The organism is Xanthomonas sp. NCPPB 2866 (assembly GCF_041475745.2).
GTDB classification, from domain to species: Bacteria; Pseudomonadota; Gammaproteobacteria; order Xanthomonadales; family Xanthomonadaceae; genus Xanthomonas; species Xanthomonas arboricola.
Genome location: NZ_CM192975.1, coordinates 4,504,831 through 4,523,469, shown reverse-complemented (window position 1 = coordinate 4,523,469; position 18,639 = coordinate 4,504,831). Strand labels below are relative to the sequence as shown.

The 18,639-nt window shown below is 66.1% G+C and carries 14 protein-coding genes; 9 read left to right on the top strand and 5 right to left on the bottom strand.

Translation table 11 applies throughout. The features are described 5' to 3' along the window. Positions 1-233: 233 nt before the first annotated feature. Positions 234-2,045, bottom strand: coding sequence for a monovalent cation:proton antiporter-2 (CPA2) family protein (locus ACCQ04_RS19235; RefSeq protein WP_054591201.1), 1,812 nt, complete (start codon positions 2,043-2,045; stop codon positions 234-236). Between the two features lie 546 nt (positions 2,046-2,591). On the opposite strand from ACCQ04_RS19235, the gene mgtE reads away from it, so the two are divergent. The 9 genes from mgtE (at position 2,592) to ACCQ04_RS19190 (ending at position 14,933) form a co-directional block, all read left to right on the top strand. Further along, positions 2,592-3,959 (top strand): magnesium transporter, encoded by a 1,368-nt coding sequence (gene mgtE / locus ACCQ04_RS19230; RefSeq protein ID WP_054591202.1) that lies wholly within the window; start codon positions 2,592-2,594, stop codon positions 3,957-3,959. A gap of 260 nt (positions 3,960-4,219) precedes the next feature. Beyond that, positions 4,220-6,928 carry a bifunctional acetate--CoA ligase family protein/GNAT family N-acetyltransferase gene (locus ACCQ04_RS19225; protein ID WP_046345026.1) on the top strand — a complete coding sequence of 903 codons (2,709 nt, stop codon included), beginning with the start codon at positions 4,220-4,222 and terminating at the stop codon, positions 6,926-6,928. 106 nt (positions 6,929-7,034) lie between these two features. Next, positions 7,035-8,075, top strand: coding sequence for a DUF475 domain-containing protein (locus ACCQ04_RS19220; RefSeq protein WP_102252509.1), 1,041 nt, complete (start codon positions 7,035-7,037; stop codon positions 8,073-8,075). Positions 8,076-9,285: 1,210 nt separating this feature from the next. Next, complete coding sequence (locus ACCQ04_RS19215) at positions 9,286-11,784, top strand: ribonucleoside-diphosphate reductase subunit alpha (RefSeq protein ID WP_046345023.1); 2,499 nt, start codon at positions 9,286-9,288, stop codon at positions 11,782-11,784. Positions 11,785-11,969: 185 nt separating this feature from the next. Further along, positions 11,970-13,013, top strand: a complete 1,044-nt coding sequence (locus ACCQ04_RS19210) for a ribonucleotide-diphosphate reductase subunit beta (RefSeq protein WP_046345022.1) — start codon at positions 11,970-11,972, stop codon at positions 13,011-13,013. A 200-nt stretch (positions 13,014-13,213) separates the two neighbouring features. After that, positions 13,214-13,699, top strand: coding sequence for a flavodoxin (locus ACCQ04_RS19205; protein WP_039521114.1), 486 nt, complete (start codon positions 13,214-13,216; stop codon positions 13,697-13,699). Next, positions 13,671-13,997: a thioredoxin family protein gene (locus tag ACCQ04_RS19200; protein WP_024940689.1), complete on the top strand. Its 327-nt coding sequence runs from the start codon at positions 13,671-13,673 to the stop codon at positions 13,995-13,997. The genes ACCQ04_RS19205 and ACCQ04_RS19200 overlap by 29 nt, the downstream gene beginning before the upstream one ends. A gap of 40 nt (positions 13,998-14,037) precedes the next feature. Next, on the top strand, positions 14,038-14,490 hold the full coding sequence (locus ACCQ04_RS19195; RefSeq protein ID WP_126966423.1) for a hypothetical protein: 453 nt from the start codon (positions 14,038-14,040) through the stop codon (positions 14,488-14,490). 38 nt (positions 14,491-14,528) lie between these two features. Further along, the gene (locus tag ACCQ04_RS19190) at positions 14,529-14,933 is read left to right on the top strand and encodes an acyl-CoA thioesterase (protein ID WP_102582118.1); all 405 of its coding nucleotides are present in this window, start codon (positions 14,529-14,531) and stop codon (positions 14,931-14,933) included. A gap of 6 nt (positions 14,934-14,939) precedes the next feature. On the opposite strand, the gene ACCQ04_RS19185 is transcribed toward ACCQ04_RS19190, so the two are convergent. From ACCQ04_RS19185 to ACCQ04_RS19170, 4 genes are all read right to left on the bottom strand, one after another. Continuing rightward, positions 14,940-15,455: a hypothetical protein gene (locus tag ACCQ04_RS19185; protein ID WP_024940686.1), complete on the bottom strand. Its 516-nt coding sequence runs from the start codon at positions 15,453-15,455 to the stop codon at positions 14,940-14,942. 383 nt (positions 15,456-15,838) lie between these two features. Further along, positions 15,839-16,783 (bottom strand): 2-dehydropantoate 2-reductase, encoded by a 945-nt coding sequence (panE, locus tag ACCQ04_RS19180; RefSeq protein ID WP_196768866.1) that lies wholly within the window; start codon positions 16,781-16,783, stop codon positions 15,839-15,841. 5 nt (positions 16,784-16,788) lie between these two features. Then, positions 16,789-17,592 carry an ABC transporter permease gene (locus ACCQ04_RS19175; RefSeq protein WP_046345017.1) on the bottom strand — a complete coding sequence of 268 codons (804 nt, stop codon included), beginning with the start codon at positions 17,590-17,592 and terminating at the stop codon, positions 16,789-16,791. Continuing rightward, complete coding sequence (locus ACCQ04_RS19170; RefSeq protein WP_226427918.1) at positions 17,589-18,605, bottom strand: ABC transporter ATP-binding protein; 1,017 nt, start codon at positions 18,603-18,605, stop codon at positions 17,589-17,591. The genes ACCQ04_RS19175 and ACCQ04_RS19170 overlap by 4 nt, the downstream gene beginning before the upstream one ends. Between the last annotated feature and the right edge of the window lie 34 nt (positions 18,606-18,639).

Genomic DNA, 18,639 nt, shown 5'->3' with positions numbered 1-18,639 from the left:
GGCACGCTCCTACGAACGGCGCAGCGATGGTGGGTGGTTGGTGAGGGCTCGCCATCACATCGGCGCATGACTTGGACGCAATCGGCCGCTTGCGTGCAGGTCGTTTCCAAGGCATCGACTGCGTCACTACCGCTGACAAACGATGCACCACATCCACGTAGGAGCGTGCCTGCGCGCGACGAGGCTTTATCGGTAACGCCCGGGTCGCGCGCAGGCACGCTCCTACCAAGGGCTCAGCGATCCTGTGTGGTAGGCGCGGGCTCGCCGTCCACATCGGCCTTGATGTCGGCTTCGAACAGATTCATCAGGTCGGCGCGTGCGTCGCGCGAGGTCTGGATCACCTTGGCTTCGTCGTCGTAGACCAGGTGCTGGCGATGCAGCAACTCTTCGTCGTGCTGGCGGAAGCGTTTGACGTGATCCTTGGCGACCGCCTCGCCCAAACCGAGCGAGGTCAGCACGCGTTCGCTCAGTTCCAGGCTGGAGGCGAACACCTCGCGGAACGGTTCGGCGCCCAGGTCCATCAGTTTCCAGGCGTGCTGGCGATTGCGTGCACGTGCCAGCACGGTGGCCTGCGGGTACAGGCGGCGGATCAGCCGCACCGTCTTGATGTTGGTGTCCGGGTCGTCCACCGCGATCACGAACACCTTGATGCGGTCGGCGCCGGCGGCGCGCAGCAGTTCCGGTCGCGTGGGGTCGCCGTAGTACAGCTGGCTGCCGAAGCGGCGCAGATCTTCCACGGTGTCCGGGTTGTGTTCCAGCGCCACGAACGGCACATGCCGCGCGGTGAGCAGGCGCGCGACCACCTGACCGAAGCGGCCCATGCCGGCGACCAGCACCTTGGGCGTCTGCGCATCGATGGTGTCGAACGGGCGGTCGGACTTGGGCGCATGCAGCCGCAGCGGCCCGTTGAGGATGCGCTGCATGCCCAGCAGCAACAGCGGGGTCAGCGCCATCGACACGCCGACGACGGCCACCAGCCGGTCGTGGTTGGCGCGCTCCAGCAAGCCGACCCGATCGGCCTCGTTGAACACCACGAAGGCGAATTCGCCGCCCAGCCACAACACGCTGCCCAGCATCAGGCTGCTGCGCAGCGGCAACTTCGCCACGCTGCCGATGCCGACCAGCAGCGAGAACTTGACCACCAGCAGGATCGCCACGCCGCCGGCGATCAGGCCTGGCTCGGCGACCACCCGGTTCAGATCGATGCCCATGCCGACCGAGATGAAGAACAGCCCCAGCAGCAATCCTTCGAACGGCTCGATCTGCGATTCGAGCTCATGGCGGAATTCCGAATCGGCCAGCAGCACGCCGGCGATGAAGGCGCCCAGACTGGCGCTCAACCCGGCTTCCTGCATGATCCAGGCGGTGCCCAGCACCACCAGCAGGGCGCTGGCGGTGAACACTTCCGGCATGCGCGTGCGCGCCACCACGTTGAACAGATGGCGCAGCACGAAGCGCCCGCACAGGATCACCAGCGCCAGTGCCGCGACCGCCTTGGCCACGTCCGGCCATGCCAGCGTGGCGTTCTTGCTGCCACCGAGCAGCGGAATGGCCGCCAGCAACGGAATGGCGATCAGATCCTGGAACAGCAGGATGGCGAACGCCAGGCGCCCGTAGTCGCTATTGAGCGCTTTGCGCTCGGCCAGTAGCTGCAGGCCCACTGCGGTGGACGACAACGCCAGCGCCACGCCGACGATCAACGCGCTCTTCCAGCCCAGGTTGCCGAGCATCAGCAGGCCCCCGAGGATCAGCGTGGTCACCACCACCTGGGTGGCGCCGGCACCGAACACCGAATGACGCATCACCTTCAGGCGGGCCGGCGACAGTTCCAGGCCGATCACGAACAGCAGCATCACCACGCCGATCTCGGCCGCGCCGCTGATGCGCTCGGCATCCTGCACCACGCCCACGCCATCGGGCCCGAGCACCACACCGGCGACCAGATAGGCCAACACCGCGCCCAGGCCGAAGCGCTTGAACACCGGCACCGCCACGATGGCGGCCAGCATCAGCACCAGAGCCAGTTCCAGACCACCGCTATGCATGCACGTTCTCCGTTGAGGTTCGCATTATGCCGCCCGCGGTCGGCTGCTGGCCTGGATCGGCGTGCGCTGCGTGCAACTGTGTGGATTGGCGGTGTGCGCTGGTCCGGTGATGCAAGCCGGCAGCACCACATCGCGGGCAGCAATGCGCCACGTCGTCCGCATGACTGAGCCGCATGTCGCCACGTCGTTCCGCATTGCATGCGTGCACGCAGCCGCCGTTGCAGGCGATGACCCACGGTCCTGGTCGGTCGCGCACGGCCGGTCGTCGGGTGCAGTGCAGTCGCTTCGACATGACAGGCCCGGCGTTATGGCGTCCGCCTGGACGCCCGCTGAGCATGGCCTGCGCAGGGCATTGACCAAGCGGGCGCAGGCGCGCAGACTGCGCCGCGCTGCCGCCCGGATCACCGGCCGGTACGCACTTTTCGGAGCCCTTACTCATGTCCAGCGACAGTCACCCTAGACCCGGGTCGATGACCCAGCTGGCGCGCGCCTGAGGCTCAGGTTCGCCGGCTGTCATCGACGACGGTCGTCACCAGGCGAACCACCATGTACAACGAAACCCTGCGCCTTGCCCAAGGCGTCGATGCCTTGATCGCACCCATCGCCGACTTCAACACGGCCGATGCGGTGGAATACCTCAACACCCTCGACCGCGACGAGGCCGCACAGGTGCTGGCCGCGCTGCCGCAGCCGCGTGCGGTGAAATTGCTCGAACAGCCCGAGCTGCACGCCGCCAGCGCGCTGGTCGCGCTGCTGCCGGCCGAGCAGGCCGCCTCCCTGCTCGGGCAGATGGCCGACGACCGCGCCACCGACATCTTCCATGGCCTGGATGCCGAGCAGCGCCAGCCGCTGCTGTGGCTGCTCAGTGCCGAGGCGCGGCTGTCGATCCAGGCGTTGATGCGCTACCCGCCCAATACCGCCGGCGCGTTGATGACCACCGAGTTCGTGGCGGTGCCGGCCGACTGGACGGTGGGCCGCACGCTGCAGCACATCCGCGAGGTGGAGCGCAGCCGCGAGACGGTCTATGCGATCTATCTGCTCGACCCGCACAGCCGCGTGCTGACCCAGGTGGTCACCATGCGCCGGCTGATCACCGGCGCGCCGGAGGCGCCGATCCTGGACGTGGCGCAGGTCAACCCGCCGGTCACGGTGGACCCGGCACTGGACCAGGAAGAAGTCGCCCGCCTGATCCGCCGCCACGACCTGCTGGCGATCCCAGTGGTGGATGCGCACGGCCATGTGCTCGGCATCGTCACCGTGGACGATGTGCTGGACGCATTGATCGCCGAATCCACCGAGGACGTGCACAAGTTCGGCGGCATGGAAGCGCTGGACAAGCCCTACATGCAGATCGGCTTCGGCCAGATGATCAAGAAGCGCGCCGGTTGGCTGAGCGTGCTGTTCCTGGGCGAAATGCTCACCGCCAGCGCGATGCAGCACTTCGAGGACGAGCTGTCCAAGGCGGTGGTGCTGACCCTGTTCATTCCGCTGATCATGAGCTCGGGCGGCAACTCCGGCTCGCAGGCCACCTCGCTGCTGATCCGCTCGCTGGCACTGCGCGAGCTGCGCCTGGGCGACTGGTGGAAGGTGGCGCTGCGCGAGCTGCCGACCGGGCTCACCCTGGGCACCATCCTGGGCCTCCTGGCGATCGTGCGCATCACCATCTGGCAGACCGCCGGCCTGTACGACTACGGCCCGCACTGGCAGATGGTGGCGCTGACCATCGGCGCGGCGCTGATCGGCATCGTCACCTTCGGCTCGCTGTCCGGCTCGATGCTGCCGTTCGTGCTGCAACGGCTCGGCTTCGACCCGGCCAGCGCCTCGGCGCCGTTCGTGGCCACGCTGGTGGATGTCACCGGGCTGGTGATCTATTTCAGCATTGCCGCGGCGATCTTGAGTGGCACGCTGTTGTAATCGGTTGCCTTGGAGGCCTGGCGAGCAGTCGCCAGGCCTCTATCCATGCCGGACGTGTCTCGACTGACCGGAAGGGTGAATGCCTGCGTCCTTGGCGCATCAGGTGCATCGGCCTGGCGCATCGCCGACTCTAGCGATGCCTCTGCACCCCCCGGTTGGGTGGTGACCCCGGCGTGACACACTCATGGTGCACAGCGCGCCGATGCCTGGATCCATCAGTGCGTGTACCGTAGCGCGATGGCATTGTTCTCTTCCGCACGATGAGTACCTACCACCTGCAGCAGGTCTTTCGTCCCACCACCGTGGCGGTGGTCGGCGGCAGTCCGCGCGATCGCTCGGCCGGGCGGGCGGTGGTGCGCAATCTGCGCGCGGCCGGGTTTCCCGGGCAGATCGGCTGGGTGAGCCCGCGTTACAGCGAGATCGATGGCGTGCGCACGGTGGCGCGGCTGACCGATCTGCCGTGGGTGCCGGACCTGGTGGTGATCACCGCGCCAGCGCGCATCGTGCCGCGCATCGTGTCGATCGCGGCGCGGCGCGGGGTGGCCGCGGCGATCATCCTCACCGCCGGGCTGGGCAACGGCCCCGGCTCGCCGGCCGCGCGCATGGAGGCGGCCGCGCGCGCCAAGGGCATGCGCATCCTCGGCCCGCACTGCCTGGGCGTGATCGCCCCGCATGCGCGGCTCAATGCCAGCATCGCCGCGCATTGCCCGCAGGCCGGCGACCTGGCGCTGATCTCCGAATCCAGCGCGATTGCCGCAGCCTTGGTGGAATGGGGCGTGGCGCGCTCGGTGGGGTTCTCGGCGGTGGTGTCGCTGGGCGATACGCTGGATGTGGATTTCGGCGATCTGCTCGACTACTTCGCCACCGACTACCGCACCCGCGCGATCCTGCTGTACGTCGAACGCATCGGCGATGCGCGCAAGTTCATGTCGGCCGCACGCGCCGCCGCGCGCGCCAAGCCGGTGGTGGTGGTCAAGTCCGGGCGCCAGTTCCGTATCAATCCCAATGCCGATACCCACGCGCAGGCGCTGGCCGGCTCGGACGCGGTGTACGGCGCGGCATTCGCACGTGCCGGCCTGCTGCGGGTGGGCGCGCTGGACGAATTGTTCGCCGCCGCCGAAACCCTGGGCCGGCTCGGCAGTTTTCCTGGCCGGCGGCTGGCCATCCTCAGCAACGGCGGCGGGGTGGGGCAACTGGCGGTGGACCAGCTGGTGCTGCGCGGCGGCACCCTGGCCGAGCTGTCGGCCAAGACGCTGGAGCGGCTGGATCAGTCGCTGCCGCAGGGCTGGTCGCGCAGCAATCCGGTCGACATCATCGTCGATGCCGACGGGCCGCGTTATGCGGCGGCGATCGAAGCCCTGCTGGACGACCCGGAGAACGACGCGCTGCTGGTGGTCAACGTGCCCACCGCGTTCACCTCCTCGGCCGATGCGGCCAAGGCGCTGACCCGCGCGCTGGACCAACGCAACCGCTACCAGCGCGAAAAGCCGGTGTTCGCGGTGTGGCTGGGCCAGGACGATGCGGCAATCGCCGCGCTCAATGCCGCGCGCGTGCCCACCTATGCCACCGAGTCGGACGCGGTGCGCGGCTTCACCCACCTGGTGCGCTACCGCGAGGCGCAGGCGGCGTTGATGGAGACCCCGCCCAGCCTGCCGGAAGATTTCGTGGTGGATGCCGGCATTGCCCGGGCGGTGGTCGACGACGCCCTGGCCGCCGGTCGGCGCTGGCTGGACCCGGTGGCCACCAACCGCCTGCTGGCCGCCTACGGCATCCCGATCGTGCCGCTGCAGGTGGCCGCCACCGCCAACGAGGCCGCATTGCTAGCCGACCCGTTACTGGCCGTCGGCCGCACGGTGACCTTGAAGGTGCTGTCCAGCGACATCGCGCACAAGTCCGATGTGGATGGCGTGCGCCTGAACCTTTCCAGCGTGGCGGCGGTGCGCGAAGCGGCGACCGGCATCCTGGCGCGTGCGCGCGCCGCGCACCCCAATGCGCTGATCGAAGGAGTGATCGTGCAGCCCACCGTGCTGCGGCCCAAGGCGCGCGAACTGATCGCCGGGATCGCCGACGACCCGGTGTTCGGCCCGGCGATCGTGTTCGGGCGCGGCGGCACCGCGGTGGAAGTGATCAACGACCGCGAGCTGGCGTTGCCGCCGCTGGATTTGCGCCTGGCCCACGAGCTGATCGGGCGCACCCGGGTGTCGCGTATCCTCAAGGCCTACCGCGACGTGCCGGCCGCCGACGAGCGCGCGGTGGCGCTGGTGCTGGTCAAGCTGGCGCAGCTGGCCGCCGACATCCCCGAGATCACCGAGCTGGACATCAACCCGCTGCTGGCCGACCGCGATGGCGTGATCGCGCTGGACGCGCGCGTGGCGGTGGCGCCGGCGCGCAAGCTGCACAAGGGCCGCGGCCATCCGCGTTTTGCGATCTTCCCGTATCCGAAGGAATGGGAGCGCCAGATCGGGCTGGGCGATGGCACGCATGCGCTGGTGCGCCCGGTGCGCCCGGAGGACGACGCGCTGTTCCGCGCGTTCTTCGCACGGGTCACCGACGAAGACCTGCGGCTGCGCTTCTTCCAGTCGGTCAAGCATTTCAGCCACGAATTCATCGCGCGGCTGACCCAGCTCGATTACGCGCGCTCGATCGCGCTGGTGGCCATCGACCCCAAGACCGGCGACATGCTCGGCGCGGTGCGGTTGCATGCCGACGCCGACTACGAGCGCGGCGAATACGGCATCCTGATCCGCTCCGACCTCAAGGGCCACGGCATCGGCTGGCAGCTGATGCGCATCATGATCGAGTACGCGCGCTGGCTGGGCCTGAAGCAGATCGAAGGCCAGGTGCTGCGCGAGAACCGCACCATGCTGGCAATGTGCCAGAGCCTGGGCTTCGGGGTCCGCCCGGATCCGGACGATGCGACCCTGATGGCGGTGACACTCCCTATAATGGGCGAGCCACGCCCGGCCTGACCTCACGTCACGCCGCGGTCCCCCATCCTCCACCGCATGCCGGATCTGCCGGGCCTCACCCTGGCCGGTTGCTTCGGCTGTCGTCTCGGCCCGCCTGGGAGTGTCAATGTTTCGCGAGTTCAGAATGTCGTTGTTAGTCGCCGCCGTCTGCCTGGGCGTTGCCGCCTGGTGGGGCCACACCACCGCAATGGGACTGTGGCAGGCGCTGTGGCTGTGCCTGGTGCTGAGCGTGCTGGAGGTGTCGTTGTCGTTCGACAACGCGGTGGTCAACGCTGGCGTGCTCAAGCACATGAACGCGTTCTGGCAGAAGCTGTTCCTCACCGTCGGCATCCTGATCGCGGTGTTCGGCATGCGCCTGGTGTTTCCGATCGTGATCGTGTCGGTGGCCACCGGCATGGGCCTGGTACCAGTGATGCAGATGGCGCTGAAGGAGCCGGACCGCTACAGCCAGGTGCTGACCGACAACTACCCGTCCATTGCCGCCTTCGGTGGCATGTTCCTGCTGCTGGTATTCCTGAACTTCCTGTTCGACCAGGAGCGCAAGCTGCACTGGCTCGGCCCGGTGGAACGGCTGGTCGGCAAGCTGGGCAAGGCCGATGCGATGTCGGTGATCGTGGCGGTGACGGTGCTGCTGTGCACCAAGCTGTTCCTGCCCGAGGCCATCTTCCAGAGCGTGCTGTTCGCCGGCCTGGGCGGCATCCTGCTGTACCTGCTGGTCGGCAGCGTGGATGCCTTGTTCGAGTCCGAAGAGAGCGAAGACGGCATGGGCCCGGCCAAGCGCTCGGGCATTGCCGCCTTCTTGTACCTGGAAGTGCTGGACGCCTCGTTCTCGTTCGACGGGGTGATCGGCGCGTTTGCGATCACCCGCGATGTGGTCATCATCATGCTGGGCCTGGCGATCGGTGCGATGTTCGTGCGTTCGATGACGGTCTATCTGGTGCACAAGGGCACGCTGGACGAATTCGTGTTCCTGGAGCACGGCGCCCATTACGCCATCGGCGTGCTGGCGATCATCATGCTGGTCGGCACCGTGTACCACGTGCCGGAAGTGCTGACCGGCCTGATCGGCGTGGCCTTCATCGCCGCCTCGGTGTGGTCGTCGATCCGCTACCGCAAGCGCCACCACATCGGCCCGACCGAGATCTGAGGCCGCGCAAGGCGTCACGCCATCCACTCAGCGCCTTTGTGGCCATCTGTGGCTTGGCTGCAGGGCCCTTGCCCGCCCACCCTCGCAGGACACGCCGCAAGTACGTCCATGTAGGCTCTTACGCGGCATCCATGCCGCGTAAGGTCCCGCGACGGTGAGCGGGCAAGGACCAGTTGAGTTGGCCGGCGCGCGCATGGTTTTCAACAAAGCAGCCGGCAACCGGTGCGTTGTCCTCGCCAGGCTCTCGACACTGTGAATTTGCTGCAGGGCCCTTGCCCGCCCACCCTCGCGGGACACGCCGCAAGTACGTCCCTGTAACTCTTACGCGGCATCCATGCCGCGTAAGGTCCCGCGACGGTGGGCGGACAAGGACCAGTTGAGTTGGCCGGCGCGCATGGTTTTCAACAAAGCAGCCGGCAACTGTCTTGTGCGGTGTCCTCGCCGATTGCGGGACCGTGTGGAGTCATGGATGCCGCCACCGAGCTCCCAGGGACGGGTTCACGGCGTGTCCCGCGAGCGGTGAGGGCGCCGCACCCTCGACCCAAAGTCGGCAGCGGCGAGTTCCTCCCAGTGCCGGTGTCAGGGCAGGTCCCCCAGGCGTGCGGTGCCGCCTGAGGCAGTCACGGCCAACCGTGACCGGCTTCAGTCTCGATGGGTGTCGCAGCCAACCCAACCGGACCCAACTGATCGACAGAATTACCGGTTTGGGCCTTGACTGCGCAGTCCAATTGGACGGGTTCGCAGCCTCGCGCCGACCGTTCGTCAGACAGTGCTTTGTGCTGTAAGGGTTTTCGGGATTTTCCTACATTTGGTGTTGACCCCTCCGGGGGACCCCACTATCTTGGGGGAGTCGGTGGTTGGTCGCCCCAAGGCGTCCGGACCAGTGAGAGCATGATTTGCAGCAGATTGCCAATCAAACGCCTCTCCGCGGCGGCAGCAACGAACGATCACAGCCATCCGGGCGTCGCCTGGAGCGGGCGGCGTGGTCTCGTTGCGCCGCGGTTGTTTCGCCACCGACCACTGCGCGACAGCACACCGCGCGGTGGCGGCCGTGGAATCTCCGGGAAGGAGATGGCTGGTGAAGGCGATGCCGCCGCAGACCGTGGGTCTTGCGTGCTGGTCGTCGCGCACCGCCATCGCTGTCCAGGGAGTCCGGATCCGGCCGCAACCCGTCCCCAGCCGGGTTCGTGTGCCTACGCATGGAGGACGCATGACCACCAACGACACCCTTGCCGCGATCGCCACCGGTACCGCAACACCCACCAGCGTTCCTGCCAGTGTCAGCGCGCCCGGTTGCGGCGCGCCGGAATTGACCGACCCGTCGGACATCGTGCCGCCTCCCCGCCAAGCCATTGCAATGCACGCACAGACCATCGAAGAACAAGCCGTCGCCACCTGGATCACCAAGGAAGCCGGCAACCGCCGGATTCCGTTCGAGCCGGAGCGCCTGGAGCGCGCCATCGACCAGATCCATGCCGAATTCCCGCAGCTGGACGTGGCCGACTACAAGCGCTCGGTGTTTGGCTTCGTCGACCGCAAGGACAGCGTCAACGCTGACGACCTGGTCGACCACCTGATCCGCGAGGCCGAGGCCCGCGTCGATCTGACCACCCCGGAGTGGGAGCACTTTGCCGCGCGCCTGTACCTGCGCCGCCTGTACAAGCGCGCCAGCCGCAACCGTTTCTACGACGCCAGCCAGAAGTACGGCTCGTTCGTCGGCCTGCAGGAGAGCCTGGCCGACCGCAATGTCTATTCCAACGACATCCTGCGCCGCTATTCCAAGGACGAGCTGATCGAAGCCGGCAAGATGATCGAGCCTGAGCGCGACAAGCTGTTCGCCTACAACGGCCTGTACCTGCTGGCCACGCGTTACCTGGCCACCGACAACTCGCGCGGCGTGTTCGAGCTGCCGCAGGAGCGTTGGCTGACCATCGCGCTGTACCTGATGCAGGACGAGATCGGCAACGGCAAGGGCAGCCGCGAGCGCCGCATGCAGTTGGTCGGCGAGGCCTACTGGGCGCTGTCCAACCTGTACATGACCGTGGCCACCCCGACCCTGGCCAATGCCGGCAAGGTCGGCGGCCAGCTGTCGAGCTGCTTCATCGACACCGTCGACGACAGCCTGCAGGGCATCTACGACTCCAATACCGACGTGGCGCGCGTGTCCAAGCACGGCGGCGGCGTGGGCGCGTACCTGGGCTATGTGCGTTCGTCTGGTTCGGCGATCCGCGGCGTGTCCAATTCCTCCGGCGGCGTGGTGCCGTGGATCAAGCAGCTCAACAACACTGCGGTGTCGGTGGATCAGCTGGGCCAGCGCAAGGGCGCCATCGCGGTCTACCTGGACATCTTCCACCGCGACATCGAGGCGTTCCTGGATCTGCGCCTGAATAACGGCGACCAGCGTCTGCGTGCGCACGACGTGTTCACCTCGGTGTGCATCCCCGACCTGTTCATGGAAGCGGTCGAGCGTCGCGGCGACTGGTATCTGTTCGATCCGCACGAAGTGAAGCGGATCAAGGGCTGGTACCTGCAGGACTTCTACGACGAGAAAAAGGGCGACGCCAACAGCAGCTTCCGTCGCAAGTACGAGGAAGTGGTTGCCGACGAGCGCATCACCCGCAAGACGGTCAAGGCGATCGAGATCTTCAAGCGGATCATGGTCAGCCAGCTGGAAACCGGCAACCCGTTCATGTTCTATCGCGATGAAGTCAATCGCAAGAACCCGAACAAGCACGAGGGCATGGTCTATTCGTCCAACCTGTGCACCGAAATCCTGCAGAACATGAGCCCGACGCGGATGATGCAGGAGATCATCAGCGGCAATCAGATCGTCACCACCAAGAAGGCCGGCGACTTCGTCGTGTGCAACCTGTCCTCGATCAACCTGGGCCGTGCGATCACCGTGCAGGCAGACCAGGCCGATCTGCTGGGCGCCGACGTGCTGGAGCGCTTGATCCCGATCCAGGTGCGCATGCTCGACAACGTGATCGATCTGAATCAGTTGCCGGTGCCGCAGGCCACCATCACCAACCAGAAGTACCGCGCCATCGGCCTGGGCACCTTCGGCTGGCACCATCTGCTGGCGCAGAAGTCCATCCACTGGAATGCCAAGGAAGCCGAGGACTACAGCGACGAGCTGTACGAGCGCATCAACTATCTGACCGTCCAGGCGAGCATGGAGCTGGCCAAGGAAAAGGGCACCTACAGCGTGTTCCGTGGCAGCGACTGGCACACCGGCGAGTACTTTCGTGCGCGCGACTACAACAGCCCGCAGTGGCTGGAGCTGTCCGCGCAGGTGGCCGTCAACGGCGTGCGCAATGCCTGGATGCTGGCGGTTGCGCCGAACATGAGCACCGCGCAGATCGCCGGTTCCACCGCCTCGATCGACCCGATCTACAGCGCGTTCTACTACGAAGAGAAGAAGGACTTCCGTCGTCCGGTCGCCGCTCCGGGCCTGTCGCTGGAAACCTGGCCGTACTACGAAAAGGGCGCCTACAAGGTCGACCAGTTCGCCAGCGTGCGCCAGAACGCGCGTCGCCAGCGGCACGTCGACCAGTCGATCAGCTTCAACTTCTACGTGCCCAGCACCATCCGTGCGAGCACCTTGCTGGACCTGCACATGACCGCCTGGCGCGAAGGCCTGAAGACCACGTACTACGTGCGCTCCAACGACATCGACATCAGCGAATGCGAGTGGTGTTCGAGCTAAAGCGCATGCAGTAGCTAAGCGCATTCGCGCTTCGCTTCCACGGTTCGCGTTGCGAACCGTGGACCCTGCTTCACCAGCTCCCACACCCCCGCGCCCTCGGCGCGCCTCCTGACTCAGGGGGCTTTCCTCCAGATTGATTTGTTGCGCCGCCGTACGCGCGACGCCTGAAACACGAGTAGAAACCCATGTCCGCAACATCGCTTGAGCGCATCAAGATCCTGGAGCCGCGTCACCCGAACCGCTCCACCGCCATCATCAATGGCCAGACGTCCGGCATCCTCAACTGGAACGACATCCCGTACCCGTCCTTCTATCGGGCTTACAAGGAGCTGTCGACCAACTTCTGGATCCCCGACGAAGTGGACATGAAGGGCGACGCGCGCCAGTACAACGAGCTGTCGGCGCGCGAAAAGAACGCCTACGACTCGATCATCGGCCTGCTGGCCACGCTGGATTCGCCGCAGACGCGCTTCATCTACAACGTCGCCGAATACATCACCGACCCGGCCGCGCATGCCAATGCCGCGATCATCGGCCAGCAGGAAGTGATCCATAACGAGAGCTACAGCTACGTGCTGGCCTCGATCACCGGCCTGGCCGATCAGAACCGCGTGTTCGAGATCGCGCGCACGCATCCGACCATCATCAAGCGCAATGCGCCGATCATGGGCGCCTACGAAGACTTCATGCGCGACAAGACGGCCGAAACGCTGATCCGCGCGTTGATCCAGTCCTCGATCCTGGAAGGCATCAACTTCTATTCCGGCTTTGCGTATTTCTACAATCTGGTCCGCCAGAACCGCATGACCGGCACCGGCAAGATCATCAGCTTCATCAACCGCGACGAGCTGGCCCACTCCAAGTTCATCAGCGAGCTGATTCGCGCCATCATCGGCGAGAACCAGGCGCTGCAGGGCGACCAGCTCACCGATTACGTGCACAAGGCCTTCGAGCACGCGATCGACCTGGAAACCCAGTGGACCGCCGAAGTGCTGGACGGCATCGACGGCATCGACGTCGACGAGATGATCCGCTACGTGAAGTACCGCGCCAACAAGATGGCCGGCATGCTCGGCATCGAGAAGCTGTACGAAGGCGCCAACGACAACGTGATGCCGTGGATCAAGGCCTACGCCGACAACTTCACCGAAACCAAGACCGACTTCTTCGAAATGCGCAATGCCTCGTACAAGAAGACCAACTCGGATAACGGCTTCGACGATCTCTGAGGAGCCGGGATTAGGTATTCGGGATTTGGGATTCGTCGCAGCCGCATGGATGCGCTTTACGAATCATCAAGATCCGGGATTGGAGAGTGGGTAGGTGGGATTTGCAACAGCAACTTGATGTGCTTTGACGAATCTCCAGTTCGACTCTCCAATCCCTGCTTTAGACGAACCCCTAATCACGACTCCCGAATCCCCGCCCCATGAACATCCTGCTCGCACTGGCCTCGTTGAGCGGCAACACGCGCGATGTCGCGCGCAGTGTTGCACTGCGCTGCGAAGCGGCCGGGCATGCGGTGACCTGGGTGGAAACCGATGTGCAGACGCTGGCGCAGGTGCCGCATGCGCCGGGGCAGTACGAACTGTTTCTGCTCGGTAGCTGGACCGACAACGGCGGCCGTACGCCGGCAGAGATGAAACGCTTCATCGTCGAGTTGGTCGAGACGCTGGGCAAGCCGCCGCGGGTGGCGGTGTTCGGCACCGGCGAAACGCAATGGGGCGAGGACTATTTTTGCGGCGCGGTGCATCGCATCGCCCAGTTCTTCGCCAGCCCGTTTCCACGTTTGACCATCGAACAGATGCCCCACGGCCAGCGCGACGCGCAGGCCATCGCCGCCTGGACCGACGAGGTCCTGGCCCAATGCAAGAACGATCCCCATGATGCAGACCATTACCGTCACGTCGCCTGAGCACTACACCGCCGCCCTGGCCGCGCATCCGCGCTTGCTGGTCGACTACTACAAGGACAATTGCCCGGGCTGCAAGATGCTCGACATGTCGCTGACCAAGTTCGCCGCGAGCGAGGACGCCGCGGGCGTCGCACTGCTCAAGGTGAAGCTGGAAGTGGTTGGCGAGGAGTTCTTTCGCAGTCTGGGCCTGCGGCAGACGCCGACGTTGGCCTTGTTCAAGGACGGTGCGGAAGTGACACGTCTCCCCGGTTTCCAGTCGCCGGCGCAGGTCGAAGCGGCGGTCCGTAGCGGGCTGTGAGCGCGCCGGAAGTCCATCGCAACCGCGCAGGCTTCCGGCGATGAACGCCACCGTCACCATCGTCGCCTGGAGCTTCCTGCTGGCGGGGCTGGGGTTGTTGACCGGTGCGGCGCTGTTGCCCGATCAGGCGCGCTGGATCTTGTTGCTGCTGGGCGTGGCGTTCGGCGGCGTGGGGGGCGGCATCCTCGGTTATCGCGTCTGGCATGCGCGGCGTGCTGCGTGGTTGCGCCGGTATGGCACGGTGGTGGAAGCCCGCTTCGTGTGCGTCGAACGCAATGCGTCCTTGCAGGTCAACGGCGTGCACCCGTTCCGTATCCTTGCCCATCGCCAAGACCGCACACACAACACCCTGACTGAGTATCGCAGCGACAACCTGTGGATCGATCCGCAGCCGTTTCTGGTCGACGGGCAACCGCTGCGGGTCCTGGTCGATCCACGACGCCCGGCGCGCTACCACATGGACCTGAGCTTCCTGCCGACGCTGCGCAGCTGATCTGGCTGGCTTTCCTTCCTTCTTCCGGTACCGCCTTCATGAGCAGCTCCACCACCGTTGCACCGACCGAGGCCCGCATGGCCGAGATCGTGTTCCCCAACCACACCAACCACATGGGCACACTGTTCGGTGGGCAGGCGCTGGCGTGGATGGACAAGGCCGCCTTCCTGGCCGCCTCGCGCTATGCGCGCCGTGCGGTGGTGACCGCGCGCTCGGACCAGGTGGATTTCAAGCTGCCGATCCGCCAGGGCCAGATGGTGGAAACCATCGCGCGGGTGGTCTCGGTGGGGCGCAGCTCGATCAAGGTGGAAGTGGAACTGATCGCCGAAGACCTGCTCAGCGGCACACGCGAGCTGTGCACCCGCGGCCACTTCGTGATGATCGCGCTCGGCGACGACGGCAAGCCGACCACGGTGCCGCCGCTGCCCGCGGTCAGCAGCTGAGGGCGCTTATTCCTCGACCTCGCGGTCCTCGCGCTTGGTTTCCGCCATCGCCTCGGGCTCCAGCTCTTCGGCGCTGCGATTGAGTTTGACGAATACGCCCCAGGCGATCAGCAACAGCGCCGCGCACAGGCCCACCGCCGCCGCATACGGCAGCTTGGCCGGGTCGTCGTGCATCAGCTCGAAGATCGACACCAGCGTTTCGATCGCCAGCGCAATCACGATCACCACGAAGAACCGCGACAGGTAGCGGCGTACGCGCGTGGGGCCGCTGACCTTGACGTCGCGCAGGATCTCTTCCTCGAAGATGGTCTGGCCCAGCTCCAGCGTCACCAGCGCCACGGTGAGCAGGCCGATCGCCTCCAGCACCACGTTGAAGCGGTCGCGCACCACCATGTCGCCGCCCGGGGTAAAGCCATGCCACAGCTCCAGCCCGGCCATCGCCACCAGACCCGCCGCGCACAGCACGAAAAACGCCAGGATCACGAAATGACCGGCACGGAACAGGTGGCTGAGCGCTTTCATCGGCGGCGACACGGACAAGGGGGACGCAGAGCATCGTGTGCACCGCGTCGTTGCAGCGCGAAGGCAATGGCAATGCCCATGTCGGCGGTGGCGCGTTGCGGCAGATGTCGGCTTGCAGTGGTCGTGCGTTGACACTGCAACGCACGCGCCCGATCGAAGCAGGCATCAGGAACCGGCTTCTTTGCGAAGACCGCTTCAACGATCAGTGCCGAAAGGGCGCCAATCAGCTGCAACAAGCGTGGAGGTGCCAGAGAGGCGGACGGCGCTACACGAGAAGCCGTCTGCTCCAGGTCGCAGCCCTTCCCCCGCCGGGAAAGGTGCCCGAAGGGCGGATGGGGGTACGGTCGACACGCACTCCTGCCGTACCCCGCACCCCAACACCCTCAGCTATGCCGCAACACCTGATACGCCTGCAGATGCACATTGGCCGCCATCAGCAGCGGCGCGTTGCGCCCTGTCTCGCGCACCCGCTTCAACATGTCGCCGACGATCTGCGCCGCTTCCACGTCCTGGCCGGCTTCCAGATCGCGCAGCATCGAGGCCTTCAGCGGCGAATCCACCTGCAACAAGGTCTGCAGCGCCTTGGCGCGCGCAGCTTCCGGGATCGGCTGCCCGGCCGCATCGGCGGCCCACAGGCATTCGTTGTACAGGCCGTTGATCAACGCGCGGCCGTCGTCGGTGGCGACGATCGCCCCGACCGGCGCACGCATCAGGCAGGTGGCCGCCGCCAGCGCGGTGAGGAAGCTGTACTTGACCCACTGCTCCTGCGCGATCTGCTCGCTGGCCACATGATCGATGCCGGCCTGCGCGCAGGCCGCCGCAAGCGCCTGCACCCGTGCCGACGCGGCGCGGCCATCGCGCTCGCCGAAGGTCATCGCCGCCGGCTTGCCCAGGTGCAGGATTTCGCCGTGCTCGCCCTTGGTCGCGCTGATGAAGCACAACCCACCCAGCACCCGCGCCGCACCGAAACGCTCGTCCAGCGTCGCGTAATGGCGCAGGCCGTTGAGGATCGGCAGCACCGTCGTGTGCTCGCCCACCGCCGGCGCAATCGCCTCGATCGCGCTATCCAGGTCGTAGGCCTTGCAGCTGAGGATCACCAGATCGAACGGCCGCTGCGCCACCAGGGCCGGCAGGTCCTGCGCGGTGACATGCGCCACCGGCAGATCCGCATCGCCCAACGGACTGCGGATGCGCAGGCCATCGGCCTGCAACTGCGCCGCCCGCGCAGCGCGCACCAGAAAGGTCACATCGACCCCGGCCTGCGCCAGGCGTCCGCCGAAATAACCGCCGGTGCCGCCGGCACCGAGGATGAGGATACGCATCGCCATCGTCATCAGCTCCGCAGACCCACGCCACGGCGCAGCAGCCACAGCGCCAGCGCGCTGAGCACCGCGACAAAGCCCAGCATCAGCGCGTAGGCGACCCAGATCGGCACGTCCGAGCTGCCGAGCAGGCCGTAGCGGAACGCGTTGACCATGTAGAAGATCGGGTTGGCGTGGGTGGCCGCTTCGGCCCACGGCGGCAGCAGCTTTACCGAATAGAACACGCCGCCCAGATAGGTCAGCGGGGTCAGGATGAAGGTCGGCACGATCGCCACGTCGTCGAACTTCTTGGCGTACACCGCATTGACGAAGCCCGCCAGCGAGAAGATGGTCGCGCCCAGCAGCACCGTGGTCAGCGTGACCAGCGGATGCGGGATGCGCACCGGGGTGAAGAACATCGCGATGATCAGCACCAACGCGCCGACCATCACCCCGCGCAGCACCGCGCCGGAGACGTAGCCCCACAGGATCACCCAGTTGGGCATCGGGCTGACCAGCAGCTCCTCCACATGCCGGCCGAACTTGGCGCCGAAGAAGCTGGAGGAGATGTTGCCGTAGCTGTTCTGGATCACGCTCATCATCACCAGGCCCGGCACGATGAACTGCATGTACGAGTAGCCGCCCATGTCGCCCACGCGCGAGCCGATCAGCCCGCCGAAGATCAAGAAGTACAGCGTCATGGTGATGGCCGGCGGCACCAGGGTCTGGCCCCAGATGCGCAGGATGCGCTGCACTTCGCGGCGCACGATGGTGCCCAGCGCAGTCCAGTTGCGGCGCGCGTTGGTGGGTTCGGTCACGGTGCGGATCTCGTTCATGGCTGGCCTCCGCTGCGCGGCTGCGCGGGCGGTGTGCCGTTGGGGGCGACGGGCGTGGGGGCGGTGGCCGGTACCGGGGCGTCACCGGTCAGGCGCACGAACAGCTCTTCCAGGCGATTGCTCTTGGTGCGCATCGAGCGCACCCGGATGCCGGCGCTGCCGAGCGTGGCGAACACGCGGTTGAGGTCCATCGCGCGCGGCATGTCCAGGTCCAGCGTGTGGCCATCGATGGCGGTGAGCGTGGTGCCTTCGATCACCGGCAGTTCGGCCGGCAGGACACCGTCGATATCGAACAGGAAGCCTTCCACGTCCAGCTTGGCCAGCAGTTCGCGCATCGGCCCCTGGGTGACGATCTGGCCGTGATTGATGATGGCCAGGTTGCGGCACAGGTGCTCGGCTTCTTCCAGGTAATGCGTAGTCAGGATGATGGTGGTGCCGGCGGCGTTGATCTCCTTGAGCACGCGCCACATGTCGCGGCGGATCTCGATGTCCACGCCGGCGGTGGGCTCGTCCAGGATCAGCAACCGCGGCTGGGTCATCATGGCGCGGGCGATCATCAGCCGGCGCTTCATGCCGCCGGACAGCGTGCGGCTCATCACCTGGGCCTTTTCCCACAGGTGCGAGCGGCGCAGCTCCCCTTCGGCCAGGCGCTCGGCCTCGGCGCGCGGCATGCCGTAGAAACCGGCGTAGTTGACCAGGATGTCGAAAGGTTTTTCGAACAGGTTGAAGTTGACCTCCTGCGGGACCAGCCCGATCAGGCGCATCGCATCGCTGCGTTGGCCGACCAGGTCGGTGCCGAACACTTCCACCTGGCCGGCGGACAGGTTCACCAGCGAGCTGATGATGCCGATCAGGGTGGATTTGCCGGCGCCGTTGGGGCCGAGCAGGGCGAAGAAATCGCCTGGCGCCACGTCCAGCGAGACGCCCTTGAGCGCCTGGGTGCCGTTGTCGTAGGTCTTGCGCAGATCGCACACACGCAGCGCGGGTGCGGTGATCGGAGATGGAGAATTCAAGATATTCCTTCGCGTCAGCGTGACGGCGCAGCGA